Annotated in this window: 9 protein-coding genes; 5 read left to right on the forward strand and 4 right to left on the reverse strand. The window is 51.3% G+C overall.

Annotation, left to right across the window (positions count from 1 at the left end):
- Positions 1 to 15 precede the first annotated feature (15 nt).
- The 5 genes from KW844_RS10580 to KW844_RS10600 are packed head-to-tail and all read left to right on the forward strand — an operon-like array spanning position 16 to position 5,910.
- Positions 16 to 1,476: a RagB/SusD family nutrient uptake outer membrane protein gene (locus tag KW844_RS10580; protein WP_218376687.1), complete on the forward strand. Its 1,461-nt coding sequence runs from the start codon at positions 16 to 18 to the stop codon at positions 1,474 to 1,476.
- 23 nt (positions 1,477 to 1,499) lie between these two features.
- Positions 1,500 to 2,666, forward strand: coding sequence for an exo-alpha-sialidase (locus KW844_RS10585; RefSeq protein ID WP_255578337.1), 1,167 nt, complete (start codon positions 1,500 to 1,502; stop codon positions 2,664 to 2,666).
- A gap of 6 nt (positions 2,667 to 2,672) precedes the next feature.
- Positions 2,673 to 3,590, forward strand: coding sequence for a dihydrodipicolinate synthase family protein (locus tag KW844_RS10590; protein ID WP_218376689.1), 918 nt, complete (start codon positions 2,673 to 2,675; stop codon positions 3,588 to 3,590).
- A gap of 44 nt (positions 3,591 to 3,634) precedes the next feature.
- The gene (locus tag KW844_RS10595) at positions 3,635 to 4,681 is read left to right on the forward strand and encodes a galactose oxidase (RefSeq protein WP_218376690.1); all 1,047 of its coding nucleotides are present in this window, start codon (positions 3,635 to 3,637) and stop codon (positions 4,679 to 4,681) included.
- A gap of 5 nt (positions 4,682 to 4,686) precedes the next feature.
- A complete protein-coding gene (locus tag KW844_RS10600) occupies positions 4,687 to 5,910 on the forward strand; it encodes an MFS transporter (protein ID WP_218376691.1) in 1,224 nt (407 codons plus the stop codon).
- A gap of 168 nt (positions 5,911 to 6,078) precedes the next feature.
- Here the strand turns inward: KW844_RS10600 and KW844_RS10605 are convergent, their stop codons facing one another.
- The 4 genes from KW844_RS10605 to KW844_RS10620 form a co-directional block, all read right to left on the reverse strand.
- Positions 6,079 to 7,854: an OmpA family protein gene (locus KW844_RS10605; RefSeq protein WP_218376692.1), complete on the reverse strand. Its 1,776-nt coding sequence runs from the start codon at positions 7,852 to 7,854 to the stop codon at positions 6,079 to 6,081.
- Positions 7,855 to 8,027: 173 nt separating this feature from the next.
- Positions 8,028 to 8,996, reverse strand: a complete 969-nt coding sequence (locus KW844_RS10610) for a type IX secretion system membrane protein PorP/SprF (RefSeq protein WP_218376693.1) — start codon at positions 8,994 to 8,996, stop codon at positions 8,028 to 8,030.
- 27 nt (positions 8,997 to 9,023) lie between these two features.
- The gene (locus tag KW844_RS10615; protein ID WP_218376694.1) at positions 9,024 to 16,301 is read right to left on the reverse strand and encodes a gliding motility-associated C-terminal domain-containing protein; all 7,278 of its coding nucleotides are present in this window, start codon (positions 16,299 to 16,301) and stop codon (positions 9,024 to 9,026) included.
- A gap of 17 nt (positions 16,302 to 16,318) precedes the next feature.
- Positions 16,319 to 20,731: a hypothetical protein gene (locus KW844_RS10620; RefSeq protein WP_218376695.1), complete on the reverse strand. Its 4,413-nt coding sequence runs from the start codon at positions 20,729 to 20,731 to the stop codon at positions 16,319 to 16,321.
- Positions 20,732 to 21,134: the final 403 nt, after the last annotated feature.

Raw genomic sequence — 21,134 nt, forward strand, 5'->3', positions numbered from 1 at the left:
CTTAAACTTTGTATGATGAAAAAGATATTAGGTTTTATATTACTGCTGGTACTGTTTGCAGCCTGCGATAAAATACTGGAAGTGGAGCCACAGTCGCAGATTACAGACCAAGTGTTTTTCCACAACGAAGGAGATTTTGAGCCGAATGTAACCGGTATTTATTCCGTGATGCGGAGTATAGCCAACAACGTTACCTATGGTACGGAACGCGGGGAGGAGCTGATATCGGCTACCAACAGCCGCTTTGGCGTTGCATGGTCCCAAACGTTGTCGCCCGGCAATGGTGCCGTGAACTATTCCGAATGGTACCGCGGTATCGGTCATTGCAACCTGCTGCTCGATAAAATTCAGGCTTTTGAATTTGCAGCCACTCCGGATCTCAAAAAGAAGATAGTAGGTGAAACCCATGCCCTGCGTGCTTATTTCTACTATCACCTGCTACGTGTATTCGGTAGCGTGCCCATTGTGCTGGAAGCCATCACGGATGAAAATGTGATCCAGCATAAACGGAATACTGACCAGGAAGTAATAACGCAGGTCTTGTCAGATCTGGATGCAGCTATCGCACAATTCACCGCTATATCCAATTTTTCTAAAACTACTTATGCGTCTAAATATCGTTTTTCTTACGGCAGTGTGATGGCCATGAAAGCAGATGCACTGCTCTGGAAAGCCCGCGTGCTGGGCGGTGGAGAAGGAGATCTGCAGGCGGCAGTCACCGCCATTAACGAAGTGGAAAGTACAGGAGTGGCGCTGAACGCCGACTTCTCCAAAGTTACAGGAAACCGTGCGTCCGCTAATACGGAAGTATTACTGGCAGCCTACTACAGCAAGGATGAAACACCTGGTGGCAACTACGGCAAAAATGCTTTACCTTTTAAAGATGTGCTGGAAGGCGCTACCAATAAGGAACAGATTCCATACGTGAAAAATTCTACCAACGGCCAGGGCGCTTACCAGATTAGCCCGTTGTCGAAATCGCTGTTCAAATACACGGCAGACAAGCGTATTCCATATACCTGGATAGCGGATATGTACCCGGCAGGACCTAAGATCAGCTGGATCACCAAGTATCCCGGTACGGTGTATGCGGATGACCGTTATTCGGATAACGATATCATCGTATACCGGCTGGCAGACCTTTACCTGCTGAAGGCCGAGGCCTATGCAGCATTGGCGGATTTTGCCAATGCTAAAAAGTACCTGGATTTTGTACGGCAGCGCGCGGGTATTGAATTATATAATGGGGAGATGTCTGCCGCCGCTATGCAAAAGGAAATTCTGGATGAGCGCGGCCGGGAGCTTTTCTTTGAAAATAAGCGCTGGTTCGACCTGGTGCGTTTTCATAAAGGAGGCACCATTGACGTATATAAGTACGTACCAAACCTGAAGAATAAGACCACGCCGCTGTTCTGGCCAGTGAATACCACCGTGCTGGCCAATAATCCGAATATGACACAAACGGACGGGTACTGATTTTGTTTATAAAGATGATAAGGATGACTAACAAAAAAATATTTACGTTACTGATGGCTGCCGGCATAGCTTTGTTTGCCTGTAATGTTACCCGCCACACTGGCAATGCTGCTGTACCTGCATCCCGCGTAGTGTTTGAACCGGACAGTAAATATGCTTCCATGCGTATTCCTGCACTGGTGCTCACACCCAGGCAAACGCTGCTGGCCTTCTGCGAAGGTAGAATTGGCAATGCGAGCGACTGGGCGGATATGAACCTGATCCTGCGCCGCAGCACAGATGGCGGAAAAACCTGGAGTAATATCACCGTGCTGGATACGAGCCGGCAGTCGCCCTGCGGCAATCCTACGCCCATCGTGGACGACCGCGGTGTGGTGCACCTGCTCTACCAAAAGGACTACAAGGACGCCTGGTATATCCGTTCCGAAGATGATGGCAAAAGCTGGTCCGCGCCGGTAAACATTACGCAGGTATACGATCAGTTTAAACCGGAGTACAACTGGAAAGTGCTGGCGCCTGGTCCGGGCCATGGGATACAGTTGCACTCGGGGCGACTCCTGGCAGCCGTATGGCTGGCGGATTCCCGCAAGCTCACCCCTCGCAGAAGTCATGCACCATCCTGTGTGGCCACCATCTATAGCGACGATCACGGTGCTACCTGGCACAGGGGCGCTATCGTAGCGGATTCCACGGCATTGATTCCAAACCCGAATGAGAGTCAGCCGGTAGCATTATCTGACCAGCGTGTGCTGCTCAGCATCCGCAATCCATCTGCGGCCAGACGGCGTGCCTTCAGTGAAAGTGCGGATGGTATCTCCGGCTGGAGCCCTGCGCACCATGCCCCCGAGCTGTTCGATCCTACTTGTATGGCCAGCATCGTGAGTGTGAAAGCCTGGCAGCCGGAAGGTAAGCCGGCACTGGTGTTCGTAAATCCCGATAGTCGCGATATCGAAAAAACACCGCGAGCTAACCTGTCCGCCAGCGTTTCCCTTGATGATGGAAAAACCTGGAAACTGCACCGGGTGCTGGATAGCGGCCCTTCCGGGTACAGTGATATGGCTGCCGGAAAAAACGGGATCATCTACTGCCTGTACGAAACCAATACACAAAATAACAAGGGATTCAACTATAGCCTGGTGCTGAAAACATTCACCACACAATGGCTGCAGCAAACTAATAACCAGAAATAACCGACAATGAAAATACAAGGATTGATTGCTGCTACGTTCAGCACATTTAATGAAGATGGCTCACTGAACCTGTCACTGGTTCCTTCTCTCGTAAATAACCTGGTTGCGCAGAGCGTTAAAGGCGTGTTTATATGCGGTACCAATGGGGAAGGGCCAAACCTGACTTCGGAGGAACGCATGGCCACTGTAGAAGCCTTTGTGAAGGCGGCCAATAAGCGTTGCCTCGTATTGGTGCATGTAGGCCACTCCTCTATAGCGGAAGCCCGCAAATTGGCTGCACATGCGGAAAAGGCTGGTGCAGATGCTATCTCAGCGGTGTCGGCGTTTTATTTCAAGCCGGCATCGGCTGGTATTATGGTGGACTGCATGGCGCAGATTGCGGCTGCAGCGCCAACCTTGCCGTTTTATTATTACCATATTCCAGCTATCACCGGCGTGGCGGTAAACCCACTGGATTTTCTGGAGCTGGCAGAAAACCGTATTCCCAACCTGGCGGGTATTAAATATACCGCCGCCACCCTGCATGAATACCAGGCTTGCCTGAACTACGGTAACGGTAAATATGATATCCTGTTCGGTTATGATGAGCTGCTGTTGCCGGCCCTGGCAGTAGGCGCCAAAGGGGCTATAGGCAGCACCTATACTTTCGCGGCACCATTATACCTGAAAATCCTGGAGCTATTCGGGAAAGGGGATATAGCAGGGGCCAGGGAGATGCAATACCACGCGGTGAAAATGATTCAATGCCTGGGATGGTATTCGCCCATCCCTACGCAAAAAGCAATAATGAAGCTGTTAGGCACTGATCTGGGGCCGTGCCGTCTGCCACTTACTTCCCTGGATACACTGCAGCAGGAGAAGATTGCCCAATACCTGGAAGAGATCGGGTTTGCCTACGTATTACAAAAGGTGAAAGACCTATGAACCGCAAGTACCACTTATTCTTAATCGTTATACTAACCATGCTGATGAACGAGCATTGCAAAAACCTGCCGGCCGTATCGCTCCACTGGGATATGCTGCCTGCCATCCCCGACACCACGGGGTTTGCAGGCTCCTTTGCCGGAACATCCCATGGGGCGCTGCTGGTAGCCGGTGGAAGTAATTTCCCCGGCGGTGGTACGCCCTGGAACGGTGGAAAGAAAGTCTGGTACGATCATATCTACGTCCTGGAAAAACCGGACGGCGCCTGGAAGCTGGCAGGAAAACTACCACGGGCATTAGGCTACGGCGTATCAGTAGTGGACAAGGAAGGCCTGATATGTATAGGCGGCAGTAATGCCGAAGGCCATTACAGTGAGGTGTTCCGGCTGCGCTGGGTAAACGGCGCCATAGAAACGGATACGTTACCCTCCTTGCCCGCCACCCTGGCCAATAGCAGCGGGGCATTGGTGAAACAGCGTATATACGTTGCCGGTGGTTTACGTACGCCCGTTGCCGATAGTACAGTTGCTGATTTTTATATGCTGGACCTTCAAGCGCCTGCCGGTGGCTGGAAAGCACTGCCGCCCTGCCCGGGCCCTGCGCGCATGCTGGCCGTGGCCGGCGCTACTGATGACGAATTCTTTCTATTCAGTGGTGCCGCCTTGCAACAGGGCAAACGCACTTATCTACGGGATGCCTGGCTTTATCATCCGCAGCGAGGCTGGCAACGCCGCGCCGACCTGCCGCAGGCAGTGGTAGCAGCACCTTCACCCGCATGGCTGGAGGATAGTATGCTCACCATCATCGGGGGCGACGCCGGCAAGGACGCCGCCGCAGCGGCAACGCTGCGGGAACAGCATCCGGGCTTTTCAACGGACATATGGAGTTACGATATAAATCATGATAGATGGATGCTGAAAGGGAAAGTACCCGTTCGCATTAACGCGGACGCACCTACGAATCCCAATGGTAGTTACTGGGCGCCGGTAACCACTACCTTGGCCTGCTGGAATAATATGGTTATTTTACCAGGAGGTGAGGTGCGGCCCGGCGTCCGTACGCCACATGTATGGGCAGGAAGTAAACGATAAACGTTATGAAAAACAGTAAATATTATCCATGGGTGGTAGTAGGCCTGCTCTGGTTTGTAGCTTTACTCAATTACCTCGACCGCCAGATGTTGTCGACCATGAAGCCCGCCATCCAGCAAAGCATTGCCGAGCTGGAAAGCGCTACCAGCTTCGGCCGGCTCATGGCTGTATTCCTCTGGATATACGGATTGATGTCGCCGGTTAGCGGCATCATTGCTGACCGCATCAACCGCAAATACCTCATTGTAGGCAGTTTGTTTGTATGGTCGGCCGTAACCTTGCTGATGGGCTATGCTACTACCTTTAATCAGCTGTACTGGCTGCGTGCCGTAATGGGCATCAGTGAGGCATTGTATATCCCTGCGGGACTGTCACTCATCGCGGATTATCACCAGTCGCGCACGCGCTCCCTGGCCGTAGGCATACATATGACAGGCCTGTACATGGGGCAGGCGCTGGGAGGCTTTGGCGCTACCATTGCAGCTACTTTCTCCTGGCAGCTGACCTTTCACTGGTTTGGCCTCATAGGCATCGTATATGCGGTAGTGTTACTATTGTTCCTGCGGGAATACCGGCCACCGGTGCAGCAACAAGCGCGACCCGCCTTCTTCAGCGGTATCAAACTTGTATTCCTGTTGCTGCCGTTCTGGGTCATTTTCCTCTATTTTTCTATCCCAAGCATCCCGGGTTGGGCCATCAAAAACTGGCTGCCCACGCTGTTTTCAGGTACGCTAAATGTGCCAATGAGCGAGGCAGGACCACTGGCCACCATCACTACGGCGTTGTCATCGTTTATAGGTGTGCTTATAGGCGGACCCTTGTCTGACCGCTGGGTGCAACGCAACCTGAAAGGGAGAATCTACACCAGCGCCATAGGGCTTAGTATGACGATTCCGGCATTGCTGTTCCTTGGCATCGGGAATAGTCCGGCTTTCCTCATTGCGGCCGCGTTCTGCTTTGGCGTCGGCTTTGGTATGTTCGATGCCAATAATATGCCCATCCTCTGCCAATTTGTAGCACCAGCCAATCGGGCTACCGCTTATGGATTGATGAATATGGGCGGGGTGTTTAGTGGAGCGCTGATCACGGATTTTCTCGGGAAGTCTACGGATGCGGGGCATCTTGGGCGCGACTTTGCCCTCATGTCGCTCGTGATTTTGGCTGCGGTAGCTAAGTTGCTGGTATTCCTCCGGCCGGTAGGGCGGGATTTTGGTGCCCCTTCCTCATAGAGACGGGCTGCGCCCGTCTCCCCACATAATCCTCTTCGCTAAACATATTTCGGGTAGTCATTCGGGTTTGGAGATTAGGTTTTTAGAAACGGGCGCATGTCATCTCCCCAAAACAGAAAATGCCGCCTTGCGGCAGCAAATTCTGATTTAAACTATAAAGGACAGATGTTAGTATCGGAGAATGGTAAATTCTGTACGTCTGTTCAGCAAATGTTCCGCTTCCGTACATTTCACCCCGTTGGCGCATTTGTTAATCAGCTTGGTTTCACCGTAGCCTTTGGCCGTAAGGCGATTTGCCTTAATACCTTTGCTTACCAGGTAAGCCACAGTGGAAGCGGCTCTTCGTTGGGAGAGTCCCATATTGAACGCATCGTTGGCACGGGAATCGGTATGGGCGCCCAGCTCAATTTCCCAGGTTGGATTATCCTGCAGAATGGTCACCAGCTTATCCAATTCTTTGGCAGCGTCCGGGCGTATATCCGCCTTGCCCAGGTCAAACAGGATGTTCTCTATTTTTATCGGCTTACCAATGGCAGGCTGCTCCATAGTTTTGTCTTTTCGTGTAGCCAGTGCCGTAGTGGTGACCGTATCTTTGGTAATGGTGGTGTACTTCGCTTTATGGAAGCTCAGTTCATATTTTCCGCTGTCGATCACCTGCTCATAACGTCCATCCTTATCAGTAATGATTTTAATGGTATTAGCAGGATTCCGCAGCGTAATTTGTACTTCCGGCAAAGGTGCACCTGTTTTACGATCGGTAACAATGCCGCTGATAGTGAACACTGGCTTAGGTGGAGGCGCAGGAGCAGGAATGAAACGGTAAATGTCATCGCTGCCTTTTCCACCTTCTCGGTTGGAAGCGAAGTACAGCGCGCTGTCGAGTAAAGCCGGCGCAAAATCATCGTGACTGCTGTTGACCGGTATGCCGGCGTTTGTGACTACCCAGGCGCCGTCTTTTTTAGTTGCAGTGAAAATATCGAGCCCGCCCAGTCCGGGATGCCCATCGCTGGCAAATATCAGGTCACCATCCCTATTAAATGTTGGCGTACGCTCGTTTCCGTTAGTGTTAATACTGCTTCCCAGGTTCACCGGATCACTCCAGTTATTACCTTTTTTTACAGAGACATAAATGTCCGTACCACCCTGGTGTTGCGGCCCCTGGCTGGCTACAAAGTAGAGCGTGTCACCCGCGGGATTAACCCACGGATCGCCCACAGAATATTGCAGGGTGGCATTAAATGGCAGGGCAGGAGCCAGTATCCAGCGTTGCTTATCGTTGCGGTTTATTTCCTTAATGCCGATGTTCATGGTCAGAATGGAATCCTTGCCCAGCGCTGATGCTGCGCGCTTCTCCAATGTGGTGACTGCCAGAAACATCGTACTGCCGTTAGCGTTATAGGTGGCATGGGAGCTATGGTAATCGCCGTTGACACTGCGTTTCTCCAATGGTTTAATCACTGCGCTGTCACCAGTTGTTTCATACAGGTGCAGATAGCTGTTACCCGTCCATGTATACATCCGCTTCTTAATATTTTCGTTTTCAAAGAATCCGGATTTACGGATATCCTTGTACGGCCGGTCGGATGCGAAAATGTATTTGTTATGTTGTTTGGTAATACTCCAGTCGGACCAGGCGGAATTCAGCTGCTGCATATTTTCCAGTTGCCCTTTTCTGAGCAGCGCTTCCGGGTTGGCGGCCATTTCACAGCCTGCTTTCATGCTTTGTGCCAGCCGGTCCGCAGGATTCGCCTGCAGGTAATGATCCAGTTGTGCCAGCGCCTGTGTGTATTGCTGATTGTTCATCAGCATGGCCGCGTAGTGGAGTTCATCCGCAGGTGTGGCCTCCCCGGTAGCCATCAGGTGGGCGTACCAGGTTTGCGCCTGGGGATAGTCTTTAGTAAGGCGGTAGCTTTCTGCCGCCCCTCGGGCAGCCTTGGCACTCATTTTTTTATGATAAGCTTTTTCGAACAGCGGCTTCGCCTTCTCGAAGTTATATAACTGAAATGCCTGGTATGCTTGGTATAGGCGTATTGCGCCTTTGCGAGCTGACTGCCGGTGGTAGCCAGCAACAGCAAGGGTAGTAGTTTCCTGGTGGTCATGGTCATGAGCAGTACGGGTTAAAAGTAACGTGGCGACATCATCCTTGCATTTCTGCGTTTGAAGAAATATCCGATGGACAATTCATGCGTAGGATAGCTGGTAGCAGCCGTTCCGTTCATGGTCATGTCGTAAGCATAACCCAGGCGCAGTTTGTCGTTCACAAATATTTCCGCCATAGCCACGAGTGCTGCCGGTTTTTTGAGATTGTTTTCCAGGTTGCTTTTACGCAGGTAGGTAGAGCGGTAACTGCCACCCAGCCAGAGTTTCTGGCTGATCAGTATAAACGCATTAATGTCTACGCTGGTAGGCCCTGCCAGGTCTTCTTTCACCAGTAATCCCGGTTTCAGGATCAGTTCTTCCGATAATGGCAGCAGTCCTCCCATGGTAAAATAGATATGTGGCTTCATAGGCAGTATCTCCTTGAGTGCTTCCGTTTTCTGGAAGGTTTGCGTCAGCAGATTGCTGGCGGAGATGCCTGCATAAAAACGTTCTCTGTTATAAAACATACCAAACCTGGCATCCGGCATCATGCGGTTATTTTCCCCGTTTACCAACGCCGGATCAGTGATGGAAGAGGAAGTGCTCAGCATGGAAATATCCAGCCGCTGTTGCATGAATCCTCCGCTAATGCCGAGTGCAAGCCGGGAGGAGCCATCTTCGTTCAGGGGTATACGGTAGGCATAGGTACCATATACCGATGTGGTATTAGAGGCACCCAGTTTGTCGTTCATCACCTGTAAGCCCAGGCCTACGCGATCATTGTTGGCACTCCCGTCCACGGCCACCGAAAATGTTTTGGGCGCACCGGGATAGGTGGTCCACTGATTCCGGTAAAAAGCGTGGATGTTCCATTGCTCCCTGTAGCCGGCATAGGCGGGATTCACGTAGATCCCGTTAAACATGTACTGGCTAAACTGTGCGTCCTGCTGTGCGGAGGCGGTAACTCCGCACAGGATAAAGATTAGAACAGATAGGACTTTATTCATTGGTATTCTTTTCAGCATGAGTATTAATTATCGCACCAGCTGTATCCAGCCTTTTAAGGATACTTTACCATTCGCAGGTGTGTTACAAATGAGCTCGTAGTAGTACGTGCCCTCATTGAGGCCTGATCCATCCCAGTTGTTGCGGTAGTCGTTGGAGCGGTACACGATGTTGCCCCAGCGGTTAAACACAATCAGCTGTGAGTTCGGATACCGGTCGATACCGAGGATCACAAAGCGGTCGTTGATACCGTCCCCGTTAGGTGTGAAGGCATTCGGAACAAAAATATCCGGTCCTTTGGCGTCAGAGTTGGAAGTGGCGGTGTTGTTATCCGGATCAGGATCGGCATTGCCGCCTGCTACGGTAGCGGTGTTATTCACTACGCCACCGCTGAGCAGCTTAGCCGTGAGCTTCAGTTTCACCGTTTGGCCTGGGGCCAGTGTATCCAGTTTCCAGCTCATGGTTTTGGAGATGGGATCGTATCCTTCCTTGCCATTGTCTGCGGAAGTCTGTATTTGCATGTCGCCAACGTTGTTCGCCAGGATGTCCGTTACGACTACGTTGCTGGCGCCTTTGCGGCTGTTATTAGTCACGGTGATTTCGAAGGTGACGTTTTTACCTACGGCAATTTCTGCGGGCGGTGTCACAATCACTTTCTTAATGGCCAGATCTACCAGGCGTTTCGTTACATCAATTGTCACCGTGGAAACGTTGGACGCAAAGCCCGACTGATCCTGGATATAATAGGTAAACTGATCAGTGCCTCCGAAGCCTGCTTCTGGTGTATAGGTCACGGTGCCGTCGCCATTATCCACGATGGTACCATGTTGTGGCTGATCTTTGATGAATACGGTATGGCCGGTATTGCCATAGGTATCATTTTTAATCACATCTATCGTTACGGGGTCCGGCTCTTCCGTGCTGGCAGCATCGTCTTTTGTGCTCAGTGGCACTGGTGTTGGTATGACGGTGCTGGAGTTGTTGGATAAGTCACGGTCCTTTTCATTACCGGTGATGGTAGCGGTGTTGGCATAGTCGCCGGTTTTATTCACGGTGGCGGTGATACGCAGTTCCACGGTAGCGCCGTTGGCGAGGTTACCGATGGTCCAGCTGCCATTGTTGAACCTGCCTGTTTTTGTGTCGGCTGATTTGAAGGTATAGCCGGCAGGGAGTATATCCGTTACCGTTACACCTGTTGCTTCGTTTGGCCCGTTGTTACCGGCGGTGATGGTAAAGGTTACATCGGAGCCATGCGGCGGTCTGGTATTGGAGATAGTTTTTATCACCTGCAGGTCGGTTACAGTTGGTGTAACGGTGCTGGTGTTATCATCCGGCGTTTTATCTTTTTCAGAGGCTTTGATCACGGCGCTATTGCTGTAATCGCCCGTTGCTGACAGGTTAGCGGTGATGTCGATGGTAGCGGTTTCACCGTTAGCCAGGTTACCGATGGTCCAGATACCGGTGCCGGCATTATAGTTGCCTTTGCTGGTATTGGCCTGATCGAAGTTGTATCCTGATGGTAGTATATCCGTTACTGTTACATTGCTGGCATTGCCTGGCCCATCATTTTTAGCGGTGATGGTGAAGGTCACCTGGTTGCTGGTACCTGATTGCGGACGGATGTTTTTAACCACGCTGATGTTGGCAACCGGAACCGGTATAGGCGTTACGCTGCTGTTGTTGTTAGCGTTGTTACGGTCGGCCTCCGTACCGCTGATGGTAGCGGTATTAGTATAAATACCGCTGGCCAGTACTTGTGCTACCACCGTGAGGGTAGCGTTGCCGCCGCTGTTCAGTGTGCCGATGGACCATTGACCGTTGGCAAAGCTACCGGTAGCCGGTGTAGCGGTGAGCAGCGTATAGCCGTCAGGGATGGCATCCGTTACTACCACGTGGGTGGCTGTGCTTGGGCCATGGTTGCTGGCGGTAATGGTGAAAGTTACGTTTGTACCTACATCTGGTGTGTTGTTATCCGCGGATTTAGTGACTTCCAGGTCTGCTACAGCCACACGGGTAATGGTGACAGCACTTGTATTGTTCGTAGCTACGGGATCATGTTCCTTACCTGAAATGGCTGCACTGTTAAGGTAATTGCCTTCCGGATTCACAGTGGCGGTAATGGTCAGCATTTTGCTGCCGCCACTGTTCAGCGTGCCGATGGTCCAGATGCCGGTGGTGGCATCATAACCAGGGGTAGCGCTTACGAAGGTAAAGCCTGTAGGAAGCTGGTCAAGCACCTTTACTTGTGTAGCCGTGCTTGGGCCGTTGTTAGTGGCTTTGAGTGTAAACACTACTTGTGCGCCTGCATCGCTGGTGATTTTATCAGCGGTTTTTTCTATTGCCAGGTCGGTAATTGGGCGCACCACTGGTGGCGTAATACCTGCGGTATTATTGTTATTATCATTATCCTTTACGGGAGATGTGATCGTTGCGGTATTATCATAATCACCGGTAGGGAGCACTGTAGCGGTAATGGCAAGCGTTGCACTTTGTCCGATCGTCATACTGCCGACGGTCCAGATACCGGTGGTAGCATCATACGCACCTGTGGAAGCAGTAGCTGATTTGAACTGGTAACCGGATAACAGTTGATCCGTTACCGTTACCGCCGTGGCTGTGCCTGGTCCATCGTTTTTAGCGAGGATGGTGAAGGTAACGGTACTGCCGGCGTCTGGCTGGCTGTTATCGATAGTTTTGGTCACGCTCAGGTCGGCCACTGGTACAGGTACCGGGGTAACACTGCTGCTATTGTTGGTCAACTGGTGATCGGTTTCCGTGCCGGTAATGGTGGCATCGTTTTGATAGTGGCCACTTGCCAGCACGCGGGCTTTGATGAGCAGGGTAGCGGTTGCATCTTTCCCGAGATCGCCTATCGTCCATTTGTCGGCCACATAGGTGCCTGCTGAAGGCGTGCCTTCGATGAAAGTATAACCATCCGGCAGTGCATCGGTCACTATCACGCCGGTAGCCTTGCTGATGCCGTGATTGATGGCTGTAATGGTGAAGGTTACTACGCTGCCTGCATCCGGTGTATTGCTGCTGGCGGTTTTAATTACCTCCAGGTCGGTAACAGGTATGCGGGTAACGGTAACGCTACTGCTGTTATTGGTAGCTACCGGATCATGTTCGTTGCCGGTGATGGCAGCCGTGTTTTCGTATATGCCTTCCGGTTGTACCATTGCGGTGATCGTCAGTGTTTGACTGGCGCCGCTGTTCAGCGTGCCGATGGTCCAGGTGCCGGCATTATAACCACTGCCGGCGCTTATAAGACTGTAGCCGGTTGGCAGCACATCCTGTACCACTACGCCTGTGGCGGTGCTTGGGCCGTTGTTGGTGGCCTTCAGGGTAAATACCACATTGGTGCCAGCATCTGCAGTGCTTCTATCTACCTGCTTAATAATGGCCAGATCGGTGATCGGGCGCACTACCGGCGGGGTAATGGTGGAGGTATTATTGGTGTTATCGTTGTCTTTTACCGGAGAGGTGATCGTTGCGGTATTGCTGTAATCGCCGGTGGGCAGTACGTTTGCGGTAATGGTGAGCGTGGCGGTTTGCAGCAGCGCCATGTTACCAATCGACCACACCCCTGTGCCAGGGTTGTAAGTACCCACGGAAGGCATCGCTGAAACAAAGGTATAACCTGATTGCAGTATATCCGTTACCGTTACATTGGTAGCGGTGTTAGGTCCGTTATTGGTGGCAGTGATGGTGAAGGTTACACTGTTGCCTGCATCCGGGTGGGCGTTGCTGATAGATTTTGTAACACTTACATCCGCTACTGGTACCGGTATTGGTGTAACGCTGCTGGTATTATTACCAGGTACGTGGTCCAGCTCTGTGCCGGTGATGCTGGCATCGTTTTGATAAATACCGCTGGCAAGTACCCGGGCTTTTATTGTCAGGGTGACCATTGCATCTTTCTCCATATCTCCAATCGTCCAGGTTCCTGTAGTGTAAGTGCCGGAGGAAGGAGTGCTTTCTACTAAGGTATAGCCGGTTGGCAGGGCATCTGTCACTACCACGTTGGTAGCTTTGCTGATGCCGTGATTGATAGCTTTAATAGTAAAAGTGACAATACTGCCTACGTCAGGAGTTGTGTTATCCACTGATTTAAGCACTTCAAGATCAGCAACGGGTACACGATTAATAGTAACGCTGCTGGTGTTGTTGGCAGGCAGCAGATCCGTCTGATCGCCGGTGATAGTGGCGGTGTTTACATAATTCCCTGTTGGATTCACCACGGCGGTGATGTCCAGCGTTTTCACCTCACCACTATCCAGGTTACCAATCGTCCATCGCCCGTTGCCGGAGGTATAGCTGGTGCCTGCCGCTGGTGCGGAACTGATCAGGGCGAAGCCATCAGGGAGGAGGTCGGTGGCAGTTACGCCTGTGGCCGGGCTCGCACCATTGTTTTTCGCTGTGAGAGTAAACACCACGTTGGTGCCTGCATCCACAGTGAGTTTGTTTGCTGTTTTTACAATTTGCAGATCGGTGACAGGCCGTACAATTGGTATTACCGTAGCACTGTTATTACCCGGTACCTTGTCCCTGGTGCTAGTATTGATAGTTGCAGTGTTACTGTAGTTGCCTTTCCCCAGCACCTTTGCTATAATGGTGAGGGTTTCGGTTTGAGCCGCATTCATATCTCCCAAACTCCACACACCATTGGTGTAAGTACCAACAGTAGCGGAAGCGGTTACCAGGGAGTAGCCGGAAGCCAGTATATCGGTAACGGTTACACTTTGCGCTACGCTTGGACCACTGTTGGTGGCAGTAATCGTAAACGTTACGGTATTACCTGCATCGGGATTTATATTATCGATGGTTTTCGTCACAACCACATCCGCAAGTGGAATAGGGGTGGTAGCCCTGGAAGCATCGTTGTTGGCGGGTACCGGATCAGTTTCAGCACCTTTCAGATTGGCCATGTTCAGGTAATCACCGGTCGGATTCACCCGGGCGGTGATGGTCAGCGTATTGGTCTGGTTGGTGGCCAGGTTGCCTATATTCCATTTACCATTCGTGAGCGGCGTATTGGAGGATACAAAAGTATAGCCGGAAGGGAGGATGTCTGTCAGCACCACGCTGGTACCCAGACTAGGACCTCTGTTCACAGCAGTGAGCGTAAAGGTTACATTGGTACCTACTTCAGGCGTGCTGTTATCCACCCCTTTAAATAGTTGTAAGTCCGCCACCTGCGTAATGTTCGGCGTTTTGGTAGCAACGTTGTTTGCCAGGGTAGTTTCCACTTCAGTACCGCTTACTGTAGCGGTGATGCTATAGTTCGCCGCATTCGGTAAAAGTTTACCTACAAGTACTACGCTGGAAGTCTTGTTGGTACCGGTGGCTGGCAGATTGCCGATGGTAAGCTCACCGGTGGCCTGGTCATAGGTGGCCCTGGTAGGCGTTGCAGATACAAATGTGTAACCTGCCGGCAGTTTGATGCCGGTGATTTTTACATTGGTCGCATCACTCGGGCCATTGTTTGTAGCGGTAATGGTGAACGTATAGTTATTACCCACGGTGCCGGTATTGGCCCCTGCAATGGTTACGGCAAGGTCGGTACGCGGTGTTACTACCGGTGGTACGATACTGGCTTTATTATTATTCAGGTTAATGTCGTTGTCGGTGGTGTAGGCCGCTGCCGCGTTATTGTAATCACCTTTCGGTTGCACAATGGCTACAATCGTAAGCGTAGCGGACGCGCCTTTATTCAGCTGGCTGAATTTCCAGGCATTATTGACAAAGGTGCCTGCAGTAGCGCTGGCTGATTTAAGCTGGTAGCCAGTTTGCAGCTGATCCACCAGGTTGATATCATAACAGTTGTTGACGCCTATGTTACGAACCGTAATGGTGAAAGTCACTTCATCCAGTGGATAGAGTGTAGCCGGTGCCGTTATAGTCTTCGTTACTTCCAGGTCCACATATTGTTTTGGTACCACAGTAGCAGTAGAGGTGTTATTAGCTGGTTTGGAATCGTGTTCCGCAGCACTGATAACAGCGGTGTTGGCAAACCTGGTACGGTCAATGTCTTCAGTTACCTTAGCGGTTATTACCTGGGAGATGTCTGCTGCACCGGCTGCCATGGCGCCGATAGGCCAGGTGAGCAGGCGGGTGGTTGGGTTATACATCATGCCTGGCGCCATTGAGCTTTCTATCAGTTGAATACCTGCAGGCAGCTGATCCGTGATCACCACATTGGTGGCGTTGCTTGGGCCGTTATTGCGCGCGGTAAGTGTGTACGATACATTGCTGTTAACGTTTACGGAGTCGGCACTGGCTGTTTTGATCACTTGTAAGTCCGCCGATGGTTTAGGCGAAAGATTTACAGTGGCCGTGTTATTTGTTAAATCGATATCCTCCGGATGATTGTTGCCGGCGGTATTGGTGTAGGTGCCTGCAGCGTTTACCATGGCGGTCAGCGTAAGGGTTTTGCTTTCCCCATTTTTGAGAATACCAATGTTCCAGGTGTTGGTGCCGGAATTATAGCTGGTGCCATTGGATGCGGCATTATCGGAAACATAGGTAAACCCGTTGCCCATTGTTTCAGCGACGGTCACTCCTGCGGCATCGCCGCCAAGGTTAGTTACTTTTATAGAGAAGTTGATGTTGTCGCCTACATATGGTTCCAGTGTAGGCGTGGTTTTCAGCACTTCAATGTCAGGTGGTGTCAGGGTTACCGGCGTAACGGATTTATCATCAAAAGCGGTCCCGTTGTTATTGGCGTCGGGCACTGTCCCGTTCACCGAGGCGTCATTCACCGCAGAAGTGCCCGCCAAGGCGGATACCTCTGGCTGAATGTTGAAAGTACCGTATTGACCGGCGTTCTTCAGGTTCAGTACGATGGTAACGGTAGCGGTTGCGCCGGCGGCGAGCGTGGCGCTGTTGGCCGTCAGCTGGGGCTGGCTTGCGTTACCGGCAAATCCGCTGTTGGCAGCAATGCCTTGCCCGGTAATGGAGGTGATGGTATAGGTCATAGGCAGGGGGAAGGTAGCCGCAAAGGAACTGTTGACATGCACCTGTGTAAGATCCAGCCCGCCCAGATTTTTTAGTGTATACGTGTACGTTATATTGTAACTGCCGTCCGTCTGGATGTCCGCCTTGGAGGCCGATGTAGCCAGTCCGATAGCCGGAAACTGAAAAGTAGTAAAGGAAATATCGCTCACCGTGCTGCCTTGCAGGGAAGGAGCACCGCTTACGCCGGTAGTGTTTTTATAAGTGGCCGACTGCGCAGCGGCACCGATGTAAAGTACCATCAGCAGTGCAGTCAAGCAATATTTTATAGCAAGGATTGTTCTCTTCGTCATAAGATAATCGTTGTGCACTAGAAGAATTTAACTTTAATGGTAATGGTGATCGTTGCTTCAGCGCCGGCATCCAGTGATGCTGCATTTGCCTGTAACAGGTTGATGTCGGTGTTGCCGTTGAAGGAACCGTTATAGCCGGAAATACCAGTGATGGTATGACTTTCTACCGTATAGGTGGCTGTAGGCGGCAGGCCTGCCGGGATATAATCGGTGAGTTGCACGTTGTTGATCCTTACCGTAGTGCCGGGATTTTTCAGCTTAAAGGTGAAGGTGACATTGTAGGAGCCATCGGTGTTCAACACTGGTGTGCTGGCCGTTTTCACTACTTTGATACCACAATCGTCCACGGTGATGTTTACATTATCTGTTGACACAGGGCATACGCCGTTGGTAACCGTCCATTGCAGTTGATAAAAACCTGCCTGGAGGCCGGAGATGCTGGCAACAGGGTCGGCGTCATTGCTGAACGCAGGTTTGGAGCCTGCGGGCTGACTCAGGATACTCCATTTACCCGTACCTACTGCTGGCGTGTTGGCAGCCAGTGTGAGCGGGGAATAGAGGCAGAGGCCCTGATCTGTACCAGCATTGGCAGCAGTAGGACGCGCATGTACGGTAACCGGCAAATCGCTTACACTGGTGCAGCTGCCTGATTCAATGGTCCAGCGCATCAGGTAGTCGCCTGGTCCAACATTGGACACTGTAGTAGCAGGGTTGCCGGCCGTGAAGGTGACCGGCGCGGCGCTACCATCTCCCTTTGTTATTATCCATTTACCCAGTTCAGCACCTTGCGGGGCATTGGCATTTAAGCTGATGGTAGTGGTGCTGCCGCTTAAAATACACTGCTGGCCGTTTACTACATTGCCAACATTGGCTACCGCCGGATTAGGCGGGGTAGAGGTTACATTAACATTTACCACAGCGGTGTTAGACGGGCAAATACCGTTGCTCACCGTCCATCGGAAAGCGTACTGGCCTACTTTGGTGCCCAGTACTTTGGTGGAAGGAGCGTTGATGCCTTCGATCACGGCAGTGTTGCCGGCCGGTGCAGATTCAAAACTCCAGGTGCCGATGCCTACCGCAGGCGCAGTGGCATTCAGCAGAATATTATCTATGCAGGCATTGGTTTGATCTGCGCCGGGCAGTGCCGGTGAAGGCAAGGCCGACACAATAATGCGCATCACATCTGTATTGCTGCTGCAATTTCCTTTTGATACCGTCCACGCATATACGTAGATGCCAGGGTGCAGATTTTTCACGACGGCGTTAATGCTGCCGGCATTAATAATTTGCGGGTCAGGTGTGTTTTCCGGCTTGCTGGCCAGTGTCCACATGCCGGTACCATTGGTAGGCGTGGTAGCTGCAAGTGTAGCATCCGTGGTGCTGGCGCCAGCCGGTAAGCAGAATGTCTGATCTGGTCCTGCGTTTGCGGCAGAAGGCAGGTCGCTGATGTTTATAGTAGCGGTGGCACTGGAAGCATCACAGCCCTGCACGGCAGCAATAGTATAGGTAAACTGATACTGGTTGCCCGGAATCAGGTTTGAGATTACGGCGGAGTTGGAGGCATTGGCTGCAATGGTAGCACCGGCAGGACCGGCAGTTTGTTTCCATGAACCAATGGAGCCTTCGTTGCCACTGACTACGGCAGAAGTTACGTTACAGATCTGTTGTACAGCAGGTGTCACTTTTGCATTTTCTCTGACGGTGAGCACTACTTCATCAGAACTCACCGGGCAGTCGGGGCCGCTGTTGGCGGTCCATTTCAACTTATATACGCCTGTTTTCAGGTTGGAGATAGTAGTTGTAGGATTACCCGCGTCCGCGAAAGTAGGGTTGGACGGGCCGCTCACCACGCTCCAGGTGCCGATACCGTTGGTGATGGTATTACCTTCCAGCACGGCGGTGGTAGCACCACAGATTGTTTTGTTGGTACCTGCTTCGGCGGGAGTAGGCGGAGTGGTAATATTAAATGTAACATCGCTGAAGTTGGCAGGGCATGCGCCATTGCTGATGGTCCACCGGAAAATGTAGCGGCCATCGGTCAGGTTGTTTACAGCTGTGGTATTAGACGCCGGATCAGCGATCACAATGCCGCCTGGGCCTTCTAATTGACTCCAGCGGCCGGTTCCAACACTTGGCGTGTTGCCGTTGAGGTGAATCGTTTGTGCACCGCAAAGGTTTTGATTACTGCCGGCGGTGGCGGTGGTAGCGGTGTTGACGATACTTACCAGCACGGTGTCTTTGGTGTCAGGGCATCCGTTTCTGCTCAGTTTCCATTCAAGCTGGTAATGTCCGTTAGTGGCACCGGTAACGCCTGTATTATTTTGTGCGTCATTAGTAAATTGAATCGTGCTGCCGTTAGCCACGCTCCATTTGCCCGTTTCACCATCCGTAGCGGCATTGCCAGCGAGGGTGAGGGTGGTGGCGCCTGCCGCTAAGCAGATATCCGGACCCGCGTTGGCCTGCTTAGGTCCTGCGGTGGTGGATGGGCGGATAGTTACCTGATCGGAGGCGGTACCGCAACCGTTGGTGATGGTCCAGGTAAAGGTGTAATCTTTTTCAGGCGTAAGGCCGTTTACAATGGCTTCCGGATCGGTAGGATCGGAGAAGGTCACCTGATCTGCCGGACTAACGGACCACCTGCCGGTTTCGTTTAACACGGGTTTATTACCTGTTAATTTATACGGTGTATTACTACAGATCACCGCATCGGAGCCGGCAGCGGCTGCGGTGGGCGTTCTGCTGGCTACTACTACCTGTACGTCTGCCTGTTGATTAGGGCAGCCTACGCCGCCGCTGATAATCCAGCGGAAAGTATAGGTGCCGTTTTCCAGTTTATCGATGAGAGTGGTCGGATCTTTTTTATTGTCGATGTTGGCGATGGCAGGGCCACTCACTTGCGACCAGCTGCCAGTGCCCACGGCTGGTATGTTTCCGGCCAGGTGTGTTTCCTTTATGTTACAGGCCAGTACCTGTTTGGTACCTGCGTTCGCAGCAGTGGGCGACTGTGACAACTGCACATATACATCCGCGTACTGATCCTGGCAACCGCCAAAACCATTGTTGGTAGTGCGTTTTAGTCGCACCAGGTAAGTGCCCGGAATATTATACGCCGGTAACAGCAGCGGCTGCGCAGCATCCTGAAAGGCGGTGGTTGTTACACCTGCAGGCGCACTGATCAGCGCCCACTGGGTTTTATCGCCTCCGGTATAGCTATAGTTAACCGTTACCAGCGTAGCATCACAGGGTGCTACTACCGGCGACGGTGCCGTGAGTTGTGGTGGTGTAGTATAGTTGACGGTGTATTTTGCTTCAGAGGTACAACCTGTTGCCGGGTTGCTGATGGTGTATACAAATACACTCTTATTACCGTCTAAATTATTTACTGCTGTTGTAGGGGAGTTGGGAGATGCAATGGTTCCTGCACCGGATTCTTTCGTCCAGGTGGCAATTTCACCGGCATAGGCAGGTGCAAGACCTTTGATGACGGTGGAGTTACGGCCATCGCAATAGGTGGCTGTGCCGCCTTCCGCTTTGGTGATGGACTGTGTACCGGTGGGGACTACAATGGTGACATCTGCGGTACCATTTGCGCAAGGGCCTTTCACCGTCCAGCGTAGTTTATAGGTACCGGCACTCAGATTTTTTACCGTGGCTTTGTTATCATTTATATCACTGAACTGCGGTACGGTAGGGCCGCTTAGTACGGACCAGGTACCCTGCTGACCATTGGTATTATTCCCGCCAAAAGTAGCAGCGAGTTTAGTTTCCTGCGTAGTGGTGTAACAGTTATTGAGAGTTTGATCCGCACCTGCTTTAACGGGCATCACACCACCGGGGTTGGTGATGGTGACTTCATCAAAGGAGCGGCAGGAGTTGTTGCTGGAAATGGTCCAACGGATTACAGCAGTACCGGCTTTTTCCGGATCTACGTTAACGGACATATTGGGTTTGTTTTGATCGGCAGTGGAAAAACTAATGCCGTTCGGATTACCCTGGATAGTCCATAATCCGGTTTCGCCAGTACCCGGGGTGTTGCCATGTAATGCAATACCGGTGCCGCATACACTCGCGTCCGTGCCGGCATTCGCCTGCGTGGCAGGGTAGGTGTTATAGGTTACCTCATCATAGATTAACGAGCCATCTTTACATTTTGCAGACAGTCTGAATTTGTAAGTCATACCGGCAGCGTAGCCACTCACTTCGGTAGTCAGTGCGTTGGGCTGCTTAATGGTAACGGCAGGACCACTAACTTGTGTCCATACAGGATCGATAGCAATCAATCCGCTACTGGAGCCTGACAGGATGAATTTGTCGTTGGGACAAACCGAAGTGGTAACGCCTGCATTAATCGTACAGTTCTGGGCATGTAAAGCATGGCCTACCAGCAGACAAAACACTGCCAGTACGAGCCTACGTAGTAGTCCGTTCATTTCTAGGTACAGGGATTATGAAAAAATTCTCAGCTATGTAAATAAATCGTCCGCAAAGATATATACATCTCTGTTAGAATGATTTAATTGTCACATATATAATTATTAATAACTGATTGTAAAAAATAATATGAAATTATTTGAAAAAGACGATGTTAAATGATTTATTGTTGTTTACAATGGATGAGTTTGATATATGAATTATTTAAAGAATGAAAGAACTTGATAATGTGATGATATTAATTTTTCGTTTTTTAGAGGATGTCTGAAAAGTACGATACACCCTTTTACTTTTGTAGGAAATTATTAAACAGGTATATTAATGTAGTTATACTAGTTATTACCCTGTTGGGAAATGAGAGAGATACACCCAGATAGGCATTGGTCATATCGTAAAAAAGGA

This window comes from Chitinophaga sp. sic0106, from assembly GCF_019219075.1.
Classification (GTDB): domain Bacteria; phylum Bacteroidota; class Bacteroidia; order Chitinophagales; family Chitinophagaceae; genus Chitinophaga.

Bases quoted from the DNA above. Each gene is read 5' to 3' on its own strand.
- KW844_RS10580 (WP_218376687.1), top strand. From the start codon at position 16: ATGAAAAAGATATTAGGTTTTATATTACTGCTGGTACTGTTTGCAGCC.
- KW844_RS10585 (WP_255578337.1), top strand. From the start codon at position 1,500: ATGACTAACAAAAAAATATTTACGTTACTGATGGCTGCCGGCATAGCT.
- KW844_RS10590 (WP_218376689.1), top strand. From the start codon at position 2,673: ATGAAAATACAAGGATTGATTGCTGCTACGTTCAGCACATTTAATGAA.
- KW844_RS10595 (WP_218376690.1), top strand. From the start codon at position 3,635: ATGAACGAGCATTGCAAAAACCTGCCGGCCGTATCGCTCCACTGGGAT.
- KW844_RS10600 (WP_218376691.1), top strand. From the start codon at position 4,687: ATGAAAAACAGTAAATATTATCCATGGGTGGTAGTAGGCCTGCTCTGG.
- KW844_RS10605 (WP_218376692.1), bottom strand. From the start codon at position 7,854: ATGAGTGCCAAGGCTGCCCGAGGGGCGGCAGAAAGCTACCGCCTTACT.
- KW844_RS10610 (WP_218376693.1), bottom strand. From the start codon at position 8,996: ATGAATAAAGTCCTATCTGTTCTAATCTTTATCCTGTGCGGAGTTACC.
- KW844_RS10615 (WP_218376694.1), bottom strand. From the start codon at position 16,301: ATGACGAAGAGAACAATCCTTGCTATAAAATATTGCTTGACTGCACTG.
- KW844_RS10620 (WP_218376695.1), bottom strand. From the start codon at position 20,731: ATGAACGGACTACTACGTAGGCTCGTACTGGCAGTGTTTTGTCTGCTG.